This is a genomic window from Janthinobacterium sp. GL_088 (assembly GCF_057837845.1).
Map to the genome: position 1 here is coordinate 3,796,371 of NZ_CM174453.1, position 13,638 is coordinate 3,810,008.

Sequence of the window (13,638 nt, forward strand, 5' to 3'; positions counted from 1 at the left end):
CCTGCCGACGGCAAGCAGACACAGGGCCCGCGCGGCCCTGTTTTGCTTGGTGCGCGCCCTTGCAGCGCGATCTGCGGCAAGGGAGCGCGCCGTCAGAACTGCTCGATCCAGGCCGCCAGGTGGTCCGGCGTGAGCGCCGGTTCAGCCTGCACTACCTTGCCCTGCAAACCCAGTTCCGTCTTGCTCAGCTGCAAGGACCAGCCGCGCCGCGCCAGCCACAGCAAGCTGGCCAGCCAGAAGGAGTGGATGGCCGAGACCGGCGTGGTGGTCGGCGTTTCCAGGAATTCCGTCAGCAGCCGCCCATCGAGGAACAGCGCCGTGCCGCCCTGGTTTTGCAGGGCCGCGCCAAACACGGGCAGCAGCATGTCGATCGCCTGCTCCACGCCCCGTCCCGGATGTTCGCGCTCGAGCGTGTCGAGCTGCTGGCGCACAGCGGCGGCAAAGGCCGTGCCGCGGAAGGCTTCCGAACTGACCAGGTCGGCATAATCCATCAACAGCCAGTCCGGCTCGGGCGGCGTGACGCCGGCCGTCAGGGCCGCCGACAGATACGCTTCCACGGGCAGCTGCTGTTCCGGACCGGCCAGGCTGGCGCACAGGGCGTACAGGGTGCCGATGCGGTTGGCGACGGCTTGCCGCTGGCGCACCATCAACTTCTCGCGCAGCAACTGGGCGTGCTCATTGCGCAAGCGCGCCAGTTCCAGCGCCTGTTTCAATTCCATGCGCAGGGCCGCGATATCCCACGGCTTCTGGATGTAGCGGTGGATCTGCCCCTGGTTGACGGCTTCCACTGTGTGCTCGAGCTCGGAATACGCGGTGGTCAAAATGCGCACGATGTGCGGATGGCGGTCCCAGCAATATGACAGCAACTCGTTGCCGTAGGCGCCAGGCATGCGCTGGTCCGACACCAGCACGGCGATGCGGTCGGCCTGCTCGTCGAGGATGCGCTTGCCCTCCTCGACCGAGGTGGCCGTCAGCACGTCGGCCAGCGGTGCGATGGCGCGCTGGAAGTATTTGAGGGCGTTGGCCTCGTCATCGACATAGAGTATCGTCGGCAAGCCTTGCGCCGACTCACGCTGAGCCGGTAAACGCAGATTGGCGTCAATCATGCTCGTTCCTTATATGTACTGGAAAATTCAGGGTTACCGTGGTGGAAGTGCCGAACTCGGTGGCGATGTCGAGGTTGCCGCCGAACGACTGCATCATGCGGTGGCAAAACACCATGCCCCAGCCCTTGCCTTCGCCACCGCTGGCACTGACGGGGTCGATCAACAGCTGTTCGACGATCTCGGGGGCGATGCCGGCGCCATTGTCGCGCACCGTGATGCGGCCGGCGTCGATGCGGATGCCGATCGCCGGATGAGTCTGCTCACCGGCCGAACGCAAGGCATTCGCCAGCACGGACGACAAGATCAGCGCGACGCAGTTGGGTGACTCGGCAATGGAGAAATCATCGCCCACGTCAACCGTGATGGCAGCGCGCTGGGCCGTACTCAAGGGATAGCTGTCGAGCAAGGCGGCCAGCAACTGGCGCGCGCTGCCGGCGCGGCGTCCGCCCTGCATGCCCGGCCCGGCGCTGGCCAGACGCACCGTATCGACAAAGCTGGCCAGCACGGACAGGCAATAGCGCGCATTGTCGTGCATCAAGGCCGCCGCTTCGCCGATCTCGGCCTGCGGTGCGGCATCCGCCTGCGCGCGCCGCGCGATGCCGCGCGCAAAATTGGCGATGGCCGCCAGCGGCGTGTTCAATTCATGCGCAAGAAAAGCCAGCGACTCTTCCATCGCCACCAGGCCCTGACGGCGCGCGGCGCGCTCGCGCCCCGTCTGCACGGCCAGCTGCAGCGCCGTTTGCATGGCGGCCAGGTCGAGCGGCTTTTCCAGCAGGCGGAACAAGGTGCCGCCATTGATCAGCTCCAGCAGCACGTCCTTGTCCGCATAGGCGGTCACCAGCATGCAGACGATGTGCGGATAGCGCTGCGCCACTTCCTGCAGCAGCTCGCTGCCCAGGCGGTCCGGCATGCGGTAATCGGTGACGAGCACGTCGACCTGGCCGGCCTCGTCTTCCAGCAAGGCCAGCGCCGCATCGACGCTCTGCGCCGTCAACACGCGGTAGCGGGGTCCGGCGGCGCGCTCGAAATACTTGCAGGCGAGCGCTTCGTCATCCACGTACAGCACGCTGGCGCGGCTATCGTTGTCCATTAACGGCCCTCCCAGTCGGAGCGCTGCAAGTCGAAATTCATGCTGGCCCACACCCCCAGCTCGCTTTCGGCGCTGAGGGTGCCGCCGTGGCGCTCGATCACGCCATAGCTGATGCTCAGGCCCAGGCCCAGGCCCTGCCCCACTTCGCGCGTGGTAAAGAACGGTTCGAACACGCGCGCCAGGTTTTCCGGCGCGATGCCGGGACCGTTGTCGCGCACGCTGATGCGCAGGCGGTTCTCGTCCCAGTGGGCCGTGATGCGGATCTCGAACGGCGGCGCATTGCCCTTGCGCATGGACAGCACGGCATTGCCCAGCAAGTTGATCAGCACGCCCACGATGGCCGCCTCGTCGCCGCGCACCAGGGTGTCGACCGGCAATTCATGGCTGATGCTGACATTCTTCGTTTCATGCCCCACCAGGCGGATGGCCGCGTCGAGCGCGCTGCGGAACTGGAAGTGTCCCGTCTCCAGCTGGTTGCCGCTCTTGCGGTAGGCAAAGGTCTTCAAGTCGGAGACGATGTGCTGCACGCGCAGCATGCCCTGCTTGGCGTCGGCCAGGCATTCACTGACCAGCGCGCTTTGCTTGGCGGCCGGGTCTTCGATGGCCACCTCGATGGCCATCATGCAGAAGTTCACGGGGTTATTGACTTCATGCAGCATGCCGGCGGCCAGGGTGCCGATGGCGGCCATTTTCTCCTGCTGCAGCATCTGCCCCTTGATATCGGCCAGACTTTTATTCGTTTCTTCCAGCTGCGTGTTCTTTTGCGCCACTTCCGCCTTCAGCTGGAACAGCATGAAGCGGGCGCGCTCATTAAAATAGGTAAATACGGCGCTGATGCTGGCCGACATGATGAGGAACAGACAGTTGACGACAAAGGTGCCGGCCAGGTCGAAGCCGCCCGCATGCCAGGCGCAGGCGGCCACGTACAGCAGGCAGGAAATGGCGCCGAAGACCATGTTTTGCCACAGGCCAAACGCCAGCACGATGCCCGACGAATAGATGGCTAGGGTCATGCCTACATAATAGATCGAGGTGGCGCCTTCCGTGACGGCGATCATCCAGGCGATCATGATTTGCGGCAGGATCAGCCAGACAAACGTCAGCCCCTGGATGCGGTCTTGCGCCCAGCGCGTGCGCATGGCCTGCACGACGCAAAAGATCAGCACGGACACAAGGATGCGCGCGCTGGTAAACGCCGACTGTTTATCGGGATACAGGGCCGAATCGAGGCCCATGCCCAGCAGGATCAGCACGATGCCCGTATAAGCCCCGCCACGGCTGAATTCCAGGCGGAAGTCGCGCAAAACGGCCGTGTAGCCGGCGTGCAGGCCTGGAGTATCCATCAAGGAATGCTCACTTCCGCGAACACATTCACGCCCGTCGCGTCGACATAGATCAGCGGGTCCGTTGCATGTTCGGGCAGCAAGGCCGACAGGCCCTCTTCATTGCGATAGATCAAATGCCATTCCAGCAAATGCTCCATGCCGAACTTGCCCGGATTGTCCGCGTGCACATTGGTGACGAGCAAACGTCCGCCCGGCCCCACGCGCGAAGCGAAATGCATCAGCAGGCGCGCGCACACCTTGTCGGACAGATAGTCGAACAGGCCGGCGCAATACACGGCGTCGAAACTGCCGGGCAAGCCCGTGATACCAGCGCCATGACGGCGCTTGAGCAAGTTGTGCACGGAATCGTGCACATAATCGATCTCGACCACGCGCCCCGTGCGCTGCATGATGGTGGTCAAACGCGCGCGCGTCCAGTCCAGGGTTTCGCTGCTGAAGTCGACAAGTTCGAAGGCCAGCCACTGCGCGTCCGGGCACGTTTCCAGGAAACGCTGCACCTCGATGGCCGGGCCGCAGCCCACGTTGAGCACTTTATACACACGCCCGGCAGCGCGCGCCGCGGCCGCCTTTTGCGACAGGAATTCCGTCAGGATATCGATGCGGTTGCGGTGCGCCGTCGCCACGGCCGCCTGCAGGAAAGCCGCATTGACGATCTGAAAATAGGTGCTCGGCCCTTGCCGTGGATCGTCGAGCAGCTGGTTGACCATCTGGTAGTCGCCCGCATAGCCGAGCGGCTTGGTAAACGTGCGGAAGACGAACGGTGCGCGCAGGATCAAGGGGTGCAGCGCGGCCTGGGCGAAGGCGCGGTGGGCCGGCGCCCGCTCTTCCTCGACGAGCGAGGCTTCCACCTCGAGCTGGCGCAGGTACAGCTGGGTCTGCTCCATCAGCGGCAGGGCCAGCTCGTCGAAGATGTCCGGGCGCAATCGGCCATTTTCCTTGGGCAGCGAGTCGGACAGGTCGACCTGCTCGACCCAGCGCGACACTTCCGACAAAAAGGCGCGCATTTCGTTGACGACGATCTGGTAATCGCGGCGGATGCGGAAGCGCTCGCCCCAGCCGGCGACAAAGGCGCTGGACTCTTTCAATACGGCGCCCTTGACGACGACCACGTCGCTCAGCTCGCGCCACTCGTCGATCAGAGTCACGGAAACGATGGCGGTCAGGCCCGTGTTGACGCTGCTGATGACGACGGCCTTGCCCACGTAGGCGTTTTTCGCCCCCATGCGCACCGTCACGTCATTGAGCACCTCGCTGACCTGCACAATCGAATATGGATTGTAGATTTCCATGACCAGCGAATTGCGCTGCAAGTTGAAAATCGTGCCGCGCACCGCCTCACCCTGGGTGTTGCGGAAACTGACGACTGGATCGATCTGCGATTGTGAATACACGATTGAGCATTATCAAGTTGCCCGGTTTCCGGCGCACCACACTGGTGACGCCAGTTTCCAGGCTGGGTTAAGGCACGGCACACCGGTCGTCTGCCGCCGGCTCCGCCATCAAGATGGCGGTGTCGCGGCGTCGCGTGACGCCGTGCCGGAGCGCCTCAAAGCGCGTCTGTTCGCTCTCTGATCGAGTGTACTATGGATGTAGCAGAACGGGCAATTGTTCCCTCAGGAACGACTGTCCGTGGCGCTGGCGCGCAACGCCTTCGATCATCCAGCGACGAACAGTGCCAGCGCGTGACGCAATAGTTGCGGCGTTTGCCCCGTCCAGCGCTTGAACGAGCGACGGAAGTTGGTGGCATCATGAAAGCCTAGGTAGGCGGCCACGGCATCGTTGTCGTAGCCATGCGCCTGGAACAGATAAATCGCCTTGTGCGCACGCACCTGGTCCAGCTCGGCCTGGAAATGCGTGCCATGGCGCGCCAGATGGCGCTTCAAGGTGGCGGGACTGACGCCGAACTCCTGCGCCGTGCGCTCCAGGGTCGGCGCGCAGCGGATATTCGCCAGCAGATAGTCGTACAGCGCGCCGAGCAGGCTGGCGGCGGGCACGGGAGCCCATGCCGCCGCGCGCAAGGCCAGCGCGGCCGCCGTCGCATTGCCGCGCGGCCAGGGTTTATCCAGCCAGCTGGAATCGATGAGCATGGCATCGACCTGGCAATCGAAACGCAGCGCCTGGCCCAGGTGCACTTCATGCTGCTCCACGTGGCGGGGCCGCGCGCGGTTGAAGCAGAAGCGCCACGGCAAGGACTCTCCCGCCAGCCAGCGGCACATGGCCGCCAGCGCCGTCATGTGCATCTCCACCAGAAAAGGCAGCTGGCTCGGCGCGCCGAACGCATCGACCCAGTACAGCACATGCATGTCGCCCGCTTCGCGCAAACGCGGCTGTAACAGCGGACACAGCAAGGTATGGAAATCGCACAGGATGCTCAAGGCCTGGCGCAGATTCTGCGCCTGCAGCAAGGCGTGGCTGGCCGCGCCGTAATGGCCGGGCAGCATTTGCTGGCCCAGCATGAAGCTCGTGTCGGCACTGTCCAGGCCGCGCGCCACGTTGGCCAGCAATTGCAGGTATTGCGCGGCGCTGACCTGGCTTTCCGCGGACGGCAGCGCGCCGCCATCGAGGCCCGTGCCCTTGAGCAGCGGCGCCACAGCCAGTTCCCGGCTGCGCGCGTAATCGAGCACCAGCGCCGGCTGATGGTGGGCCGCGATGCTGGGGTCGCCTTGCTGGTTCAGCGGCATCAGGCAGGCGCGGCGGAACTGATCCCGGCACCGGAGCGCGGCGTTTCCACGGCCCGGCTCAGCTCGGCCAGCACCACTTCCGGCACGCCATCGGTGAGCGAGCACGCATGCCGCAGGCTCAGGCGGATTTCACGATTGTCGTTGGCGTGGTGGCGCATCTGCCCCACCATGGCGCACAGGTGGCGCGCCTTCACAGCCGCATCCTCGCGCGACACGCCCGGCATCAGCACGGCAAAGCGGTCGCCCGCATAGCGGCACAGCAAATCGTCATTGCGCAAGTTCAACAGCAGCATGTGACCCACGGCTTGCAGCACGCGGTCGCCTTCGCGGTGGCCGTATTCGCGGTTAATCAGGTGAAAGCTGTCGATGTCGAGCAAGACCAGCGCGCAATCGAGGCCGGGCCGGCGCTCCTGCTCCAGGCGCATCTGCGTGCGCAGATAGCTGGCGTCGGCCAGTTGCGTGATGCGGTCGAAGGCGCGGTGGTCGCGGAACAGGCGTTCGCGCTTTTGCAGGTGTTCGTTCAGGCGGAACTGTTCCTGGCGCCAGTAATACATGCCGATCGTCAGCACCAGCATGCCAAACGGAATCAAGGCTTCCAGCCAGTTATCCCACACGGCGCTCTTATCAACGGCAAAGAATTCATCGAGGCAATCGGCCCAGGACCCCAGCATGATGGCGCACAGGCCGCCGGCGATCAGACTCGTCACCAGCCCGCGCGGCCGGCTGCTGAGTGTGAACAGGAACCAGGTACCGGCCATGACGGCCGTGCCGCCTTCGCAGACGATATCCATCCACTTCCAGATGACAAACGGTTTGAGGTGCCCCAGTGTGGCGTACAGGAACAAGAACAGGGGCAACGCGAGCGCGGCGGCAATCAGGCTGTTACGGTGCAACGGCAGCATGTGGGAAACCTTTAAAAGTGGTGCTGTCGCCACGATAGCGCCCGCCCATGACGGCACGATGACATGCGCTGCGCCCGTGCGGCAGGTGCAAACGGCTCATCATTAGCAGTGCAGCTGCTACAAATCTAGCAAGCCGCATCCCATGCGCCCTGCGCCGGCAGGTCATTTCAGCTCATGGCGCCAGCATTCCGGCCGCAAAGCGTTCGCATGCCGTTGTTTTCAGGGTGGCAAGCCCTTGCCTGTCACGCAACCGTCATATTTGCTGCCTAGAATCCGCCCGGTTCCTTCCCCTAACCGAGCCCTTCATGAAAACCATGCACACTTCGTTCCCCTCTCCGCTGCGCCTGACGGCCGTGGCCCTCGGCATCATGGCCGTCTTCAGCGGTCAAAGCCATGCGCAAGCGCAAGGTGAGGATGGTCAGCCGGCCGCCACCGTGATCGTCAGCGGCCAGCGCGCCAGTCTGCGCAACGCCTTCGCCGCGCAAGAGAAAGCCGACAACATCATCAGCGTCATCAGCAGCGACGATATCGGCGGCTTGCCGGACAAAAACGCGGCCGAAGCGCTGGCCCGCTTGCCCGGCGTATCCGTCCAGCGCGACCAGGGCGAAGGCCGCTACATTACCGTGCGCGGCCTGGGACCGGACTTGAATGCCGTCACCATCAACGGCGCGCTGGTGCCGTCGCCGGAAGCGGGCCGCCGCGCCGTGGCGCTCGACATCCTGCCTGCCGGTTTGATCCGCACACTGGAAGTCTCGAAAACCTTGCTGCCGGAAATGGACGCCAACTCGCTGGGCGCCACCGTCGAAGTCAAATCGCTGTCCGCCTTCGACTTGCCGGGCAAGCTGCTGTCGGCCAACGTGGGCGCCAGCTATGACGAAAAGACGGGCAAAACCAGCCCCAGCGGCGGCGCTCTGTGGGCTCAGCGTTTCCTCGACGGCAAGCTGGGCGTCGCAGCCGGCCTGAGCGCGGAAAAGCGCTCGTTCGGTTCCGATGACGTGGAAACGGGCGGCGCCTGGAGCAAGGGAAAATTGTCGGGCCTGGAATTGCGCGACTACCTGCCCGTGCGCAAGCGCGGCGCCCTGGCCGTCAACCTCGACTATCGCCCCGAAGCGGGCAACAGCTGGTTCCTGCGCTCGTTCGTCAGCGAATTTTCCGACAATGAAGTGCGCGATCGCCTGACCATCAGCAATATCGCCGGCGGCAGTCTGGCCGAAGGCCAGACGGCCAGCGCGCGCGCCGAGCGCCGCATCCGCCAGCGCAAATACACGCAGCAAGTGCGCTCGCTCGTGCTGGGCACGCAGCAGAAATCGGGCGACTGGACCCTGGACGTGAAAGGCGGCCTGAGCCGTGCTACGGAAGACACGCCGGAATCCCTGAACGACGGCCGTTTCCGCGGCACCAGCAATTTCGCCGGCATCAGTTTCACGGATACGCAGGAGCCGAAATTGAGCGGCCCCGCCGCGCTGTACGACCCGGCCAATTACGCGCTGAACGCCATCACCCTGCAGAAGCGCTACTCAAAGGACAATGAACACCATGCGCGCATCGACCTGGCGCGCAAGTTCGACATCGCTACCCTGAAATTCGGCGCCAAGGTCAGCCGCCGCGAAAAGACCAATGACACGGATCAATGGGCGTATAACAGCAGCAAGGCATCGAGCGGCAACTACTGGGGCGCCGGCTCCACGTCGATGAGCAACTTCGTGCAAGGCCACACTCTCGACTACGACCTGGGCAACATCGGCGTGGCCCTGGACCCCGCCCTGATCCGCGCCCGCGTAGCCGGCCTGGACCGCGCCAAGGCGCGCCTGGCCACCGAGTCCATCATCAACGATTACCGCATGCATGAAGACATCAACGCCATGTATGTGCAAAACAGCTACGACTTCGACGCCTGGCACATCCTCGGCGGCGTGCGCGCCGAGCGTACCAGCTTTGAAGCTGCCGGCTCGCAAGTGGACAGCGCCGGCGTCGCCACGCCCTTGACGCGCGAACGTTCGTACACCAACTGGCTGCCGAACCTGCAAACCCGTTATGACCTGGATCAAAAGACCAGCGTCCGGGCCGCGTGGACACAGGCCGTGGTGCGCGCCAACTTCAGCCAGCTGGCACCGGGCATCAGCCTGGCCAGCAATACGGAAGCCGTGATCGGCAATCCGGACTTGAAACCGCTGAAGGCGAACAACCTGGACCTCGGCATCGAGCGCGTGCTGGGCAACGACGGCGTGATGTCGGCCTACGGCTTCTACAAGGACATCAAGAACTTTACCTATACGACAAATCTTGCCGGCACGGGATCATGGACGGGCTACACGACGGCGACCTCGTATGCGAACGGCGACGCGGCCAAAGTCAAAGGCGTCGAACTGGCCTATATGCAGCCGCTGCGCATGCTGCCGGCGCCATTCAACAAATTTCTCGTCGGCGTGAACGGCACCCTGAGCACGTCGAGCGCGCAAATCGGCCGCTTCGACAAAGCCAGCAACAAGCAGATGAACCGTGACATCCGCCTGCCGGGCCAGTCGAACCAGGTGATGAACTTGATGCTGGGCTATGAAACGGGACCGGTGAGCGCCCGCCTGGCCCTCAACTACAAGTCGCCGTATCTGCTGGAAATGGGCAACGACATCCTCGACCAAAGCCAGGACCATATCGTCGCCGGCCAGAAGCAACTTGATTTCTCGCTGTCGTACCAGATCAACAAGCAATTCCAGCTGATGTTCGAGGCGGCTAATCTGAACAACGAGAAATACTATGTTTACCAGGGCACGAAGCAATTCAACGTGCAGAACGAACAATACGGCCGCACTTTCAAGGTGAGCCTGAAAGCCAGCGCCTTCTGATGATGATTTTACCTACCATGAAAAAAAACGTACTCTGCAGCGCTTTGCTGGCTGCCTTTTGCCTCTCGGCCACGGCGCAAGCCGCGCCTGTCCAGGCTGCTCCTTCCTTCACACAGGAAGCGGAAGAACTGGCGCGCCTGCCCGGCGGCGGCTGGTTGACCTTGGACAAGCATGGCTTGCATCTGTTCAACGCTGCCGGCCTGGAACAGGACCGCATCGCCGTGCGCGCCAAGCAGCTCGACACGCGCCTTGACGGGAATCAAGTACTGGCCGTGTTCCTGGAAGCTGACACGCAGCGCCCGCTGCCCGTGACGGTCGACGTGCAGGCCGGCAAGCTGGTCAAGCTGGCGCCGTTTCCCGCCCCCACCTTTTCCGTGGAAGCATCGTGTTTGTACCGCGACGCCCAGCAGCTTGACCATCTCTTCCTGATTGGCAAGGATGGCCAGGCAGAACAGTGGGTGATGCAGGGCGAGCAGCGTCAGCTGGTGCGCAAGCTGGCCTTGCCGCCGCACGCCAAGCATTGCCGGGTCGATGATGGCGCCCGGCGCCTCTTGGTGAGCGAGTCGAACATGGGCGTGTGGGCGTATGACGCCGATTCCGAAGGCATGGGCAAGCGCGAAGTGGTGGCCCTGCGCAAGCCGTATGGCCCGCTGGACGGCGGCGCCGGCGCGCTGGCCGTGCTGCCGGGCGGTGTGGCCGTACTCGATGGCAAGGCGGAAAAACTGCACCTGCTGGCACGCCAGGGCGGCAAGTGGACGGCACAGCCGGCCCAAACCGTGGCCTTGAACGTGCGCAAGGGCGACAGCCAGCTGGCGCTGGACAAGGAATCGCTACTGCTGCGCGGCAAGAACGGTTGGCAAGCGCGGCCCTTGAAATGGGCTGGCCAAGCGGAAACACAGCCTGCGGTGGCCATCATCGCCCCACAGGCGCAGACGGAACCGATGGCGCGCCAGGGTGACGCGGCCGATGATCCGGCCATCTGGCTGTCCAGCAACCCCGCCAATGCACGCATCCTGGGCACCAACAAGAAGCAAGGGCTGCTCGTCTACGACCTGCAAGGCAAGCAGACGCAGCTGCTGGAAGTGGGCCGCCTGAACAACGTCGACGTGCGGCAGAACATCAGTTTGGGTGGCAGCAAGGTCGACCTGGCCGTGGCCACCCAGCGCGACGACAACAGCATGATGTTGTTCACCATCAATGCCGATGGCGTCGTGGCGGATGCGGGCCGTTTTCCGACCGGCCTGAAAAGCATCTACGGCATGTGCTTGTACCAGCCGGCCAGCGGCGGCGTGCAAGCGTTCATCAACGACAAGGACGGCACCTTCCAGCAGTACAGCATCGGCCTGGAAGGCGACAAGTTCAGTGCAACTCTGTTGCGCAGCTTCAAGGTCGCCACGCAACCGGAAGGCTGCGTGGCTGACGACGCCAACGCCCGCCTGTTCCTGGGCGAGGAAACGCGCGGCATCTGGACCACCTCGACCGACGCCGCCAAGCCGGACGCCCTCACCATGGTCTTGCCCGTGGGAGCGAACCTGACGGCGGACGTGGAAGGCATGGCCATCTACCGCAAGCCCGGCGCCAAGCCGGACAGCGGCTACCTGATCGTCTCCAGCCAGGGCGACAGCAGCTACGTGGTGCTAGACGCCCAAGCGCCGTACAAGGTGCGCGGCCGCTTCAAGGTGGGCTTCAACTTGCCCGCCGGCATCGACGGCACCTCGGAAACGGATGGCCTCGACGTCACCGCCGCCAACCTGGGCGGCGCGTATGCACAAGGCATGCTGGTGATCCAGGACGGCTACAAGCGCCTGCCCGATGGGCCGCAAAACTTCAAGTATGTGGCTTGGGGGGATGTAGCGAAGGCATTGAAGCTGGAGTAATCAGGCAAGAACGGGGTTGGGCCTGCCGGGGAATGCGCATCAGTGGCGCATTCCGCTCCCGAAGGAACCAGCCCCGGCACTATGCACGCGGCATATCAATATGAAATGGCAGTCGCTTGCCGCACAAGTCCACCATGCCAGACACGAGCAGGCGCCGTGCCGACAATTCGATAATATTGACGGCCGACACGTCGCCATATTCCATCATATAGATACCCGATTCCTCCGCCTCGGGATGCGTATCCAGCATCCCGATCGCAAGCGCTCCTCCCTGCCCTTCCGGTATGCGCAAGCCGTGCAGGAAAAACGCCGGCGGATACAGCGCCCACGACCATTCCGCATCCTCCGGCTCAGTCAAGCGCATAAACGCATCATCATCGCCGTGGATATCAATATTGAGCTCCAGCATGCCGCTGCCATGAGCGTCCAGACTAATGCTTGATTTCGCTACATCCACTTCAAAATTGGTGTCACCGATACTAAAAACAGTCATTCAATACTACTCCCAAGTTACAGGTAAATATGCGGTGCGACGGGCACCAAGGAATGCAGCGCAACCTCATCGATCACCAAACCAGAAGGATAAATCCGGCAATCACGGTGATCATCTTGATGCACTATTTTCATCCTTTTTGCCATGTTCGCGCCATCATTGTCAACGCGCGCCGAAATAGCGTCAAAACTCATCACCTCTAATAATGCCAACGAATGCAAGAAACAGCAGCCTACTCCGCAAAACAGGCAAAAAACAGTAGCGTCCGCTTCCGCCCCGAAGCGGACCTTCACAATAGCTCGTAAGAACCCTTGGGAATCCGTGCCTGGTCACTAGAGGCGTCGATAAAACTGAATTCAACGGCTTGTTACGTCCTCAGGGTAATGCGGCGAGATATAAATCGTTGCGAACGGACTTCCCGGGCAAAGCCCATTGATGGCATGCTTAGCTTGTTCAATATTGAAGTTGTCTAAGTTCACCCGCATGGCTTCCAGGAAGGTTTCGAAGCCGTCGTCTTCCCAGCTGATATCCATATGATGGAACTCCGCCATGATGTCGTAGCTGTAGTTGCCAGGAGTGTAGGGCTCTTTTGTGACTACCTGGACGTTTTGAAACAAGCACCAAGGCAGCCAATCTGTTTCGCCAGGCTCAGCATAATTCAGCCCGACACTCTCATTCGTGTACACGAGCTTGCCCGGGGGCAGACTTGGCTGTGCAAAGGCAGGCGTCTCGGACAGGGCCTGTACCTTCTCGGGCTTTGCAACCTTACCGAAGATTTTCGATAACAATTTTCCCCAGGACTTCGCCACGTTATTAATCCCTTACCAATGTCTCGTGAGCATGCGGACGACTGCTTTTGGCCGGTTGCCGTCGTTGGCAGGTTGCGCCCTATTGTGTTGAAAAACGCGGGTACGTTGCAATTTAGATAGAAAATTTACCAGCCTAGACTGGCCAGAACTGCCGCTATTGACCGATCACCGACTGCTTGGAGGTCTGAGACATCCTGAAATGGTTGCCGTTCGAATTTTTCAACACAATAGCCCCTTTGCAGACGTTGAGCCAACTATCGGCGATACTCCCTACTAGGCGTCTTCCTCGCGTTCGATGACCTCATTAATGACTGTTCCTTCACAACTAATGCAGAGTCCTTCGAGGAAGACCTTCTTATTTTCCTCGTACTCAAAGGGAGACGTCATCCCTAGGTCGGCTTGACCGCAAAAATCACACCAAGTGTTTTTCAAAATCCACTTTTGCTCAGCAGCGGGTCTAGCCGCAAAATCACGTGCTTTTCTCATGAGGT

12 protein-coding genes are annotated in these 13,638 nt (G+C 62.2%); 2 read left to right on the forward strand and 10 right to left on the reverse strand.

Annotated elements, in window-relative coordinates; genetic code table 11:
• Window positions 1-92: 92 nt before the first annotated feature.
• The 6 genes from AC3IQ7_RS17090 to AC3IQ7_RS17115 form a co-directional block, all read right to left on the reverse strand.
• The gene (locus AC3IQ7_RS17090) at window positions 93-1,106 is read right to left on the reverse strand and encodes a response regulator (RefSeq protein ID WP_099377246.1); all 1,014 of its coding nucleotides are present in this window, start codon (window positions 1,104-1,106) and stop codon (window positions 93-95) included.
• Window positions 1,099-2,196: a hybrid sensor histidine kinase/response regulator gene (locus AC3IQ7_RS17095; protein WP_099377247.1), complete on the reverse strand. Its 1,098-nt coding sequence runs from the start codon at window positions 2,194-2,196 to the stop codon at window positions 1,099-1,101. The genes AC3IQ7_RS17090 and AC3IQ7_RS17095 overlap by 8 nt, the downstream gene beginning before the upstream one ends.
• Entirely contained in the window at window positions 2,196-3,539 is a 1,344-nt protein-coding gene (locus AC3IQ7_RS17100; protein WP_489206763.1) for a sensor histidine kinase, read from the reverse strand. The genes AC3IQ7_RS17095 and AC3IQ7_RS17100 overlap by 1 nt, the downstream gene beginning before the upstream one ends.
• Window positions 3,539-4,933, reverse strand: a complete 1,395-nt coding sequence (locus tag AC3IQ7_RS17105; RefSeq protein WP_099377249.1) for a class I SAM-dependent methyltransferase — start codon at window positions 4,931-4,933, stop codon at window positions 3,539-3,541. Before AC3IQ7_RS17105 ends, AC3IQ7_RS17100 begins: the two co-directional genes overlap by 1 nt.
• 264 nt (window positions 4,934-5,197) lie before the next feature.
• On the reverse strand, window positions 5,198-6,223 hold the full coding sequence (locus AC3IQ7_RS17110; protein ID WP_489206764.1) for an AraC family transcriptional regulator: 1,026 nt from the start codon (window positions 6,221-6,223) through the stop codon (window positions 5,198-5,200).
• A complete protein-coding gene (locus AC3IQ7_RS17115; protein ID WP_099377251.1) occupies window positions 6,223-7,125 on the reverse strand; it encodes a GGDEF domain-containing protein in 903 nt (300 codons plus the stop codon). Before AC3IQ7_RS17115 ends, AC3IQ7_RS17110 begins: the two co-directional genes overlap by 1 nt.
• A gap of 305 nt (window positions 7,126-7,430) precedes the next feature.
• On the opposite strand from AC3IQ7_RS17115, the gene AC3IQ7_RS17120 reads away from it, so the two are divergent.
• Both AC3IQ7_RS17120 and AC3IQ7_RS17125 read left to right on the forward strand, forming a co-directional pair.
• Window positions 7,431-9,968, forward strand: a complete 2,538-nt coding sequence (locus AC3IQ7_RS17120) for a TonB-dependent receptor (protein WP_489206765.1) — start codon at window positions 7,431-7,433, stop codon at window positions 9,966-9,968.
• Between the two features lie 17 nt (window positions 9,969-9,985).
• On the forward strand, window positions 9,986-11,845 hold the full coding sequence (locus AC3IQ7_RS17125; protein ID WP_489206766.1) for a phytase: 1,860 nt from the start codon (window positions 9,986-9,988) through the stop codon (window positions 11,843-11,845).
• 79 nt (window positions 11,846-11,924) lie between these two features.
• On the opposite strand, the gene AC3IQ7_RS17130 is transcribed toward AC3IQ7_RS17125, so the two are convergent.
• The 4 genes from AC3IQ7_RS17130 to AC3IQ7_RS17145 form a co-directional block, all read right to left on the reverse strand.
• Complete coding sequence (locus AC3IQ7_RS17130) at window positions 11,925-12,338, reverse strand: hypothetical protein (protein WP_489206767.1); 414 nt, start codon at window positions 12,336-12,338, stop codon at window positions 11,925-11,927.
• Between the two features lie 17 nt (window positions 12,339-12,355).
• Entirely contained in the window at window positions 12,356-12,631 is a 276-nt protein-coding gene (locus AC3IQ7_RS17135) for a hypothetical protein (RefSeq protein ID WP_489206768.1), read from the reverse strand.
• A gap of 63 nt (window positions 12,632-12,694) precedes the next feature.
• Complete coding sequence (locus AC3IQ7_RS17140) at window positions 12,695-13,147, reverse strand: hypothetical protein (RefSeq protein WP_489206769.1); 453 nt, start codon at window positions 13,145-13,147, stop codon at window positions 12,695-12,697.
• A 273-nt stretch (window positions 13,148-13,420) separates the two neighbouring features.
• A complete protein-coding gene (locus tag AC3IQ7_RS17145; protein WP_489206770.1) occupies window positions 13,421-13,633 on the reverse strand; it encodes a hypothetical protein in 213 nt (70 codons plus the stop codon).
• Window positions 13,634-13,638 lie beyond the last annotated feature (5 nt).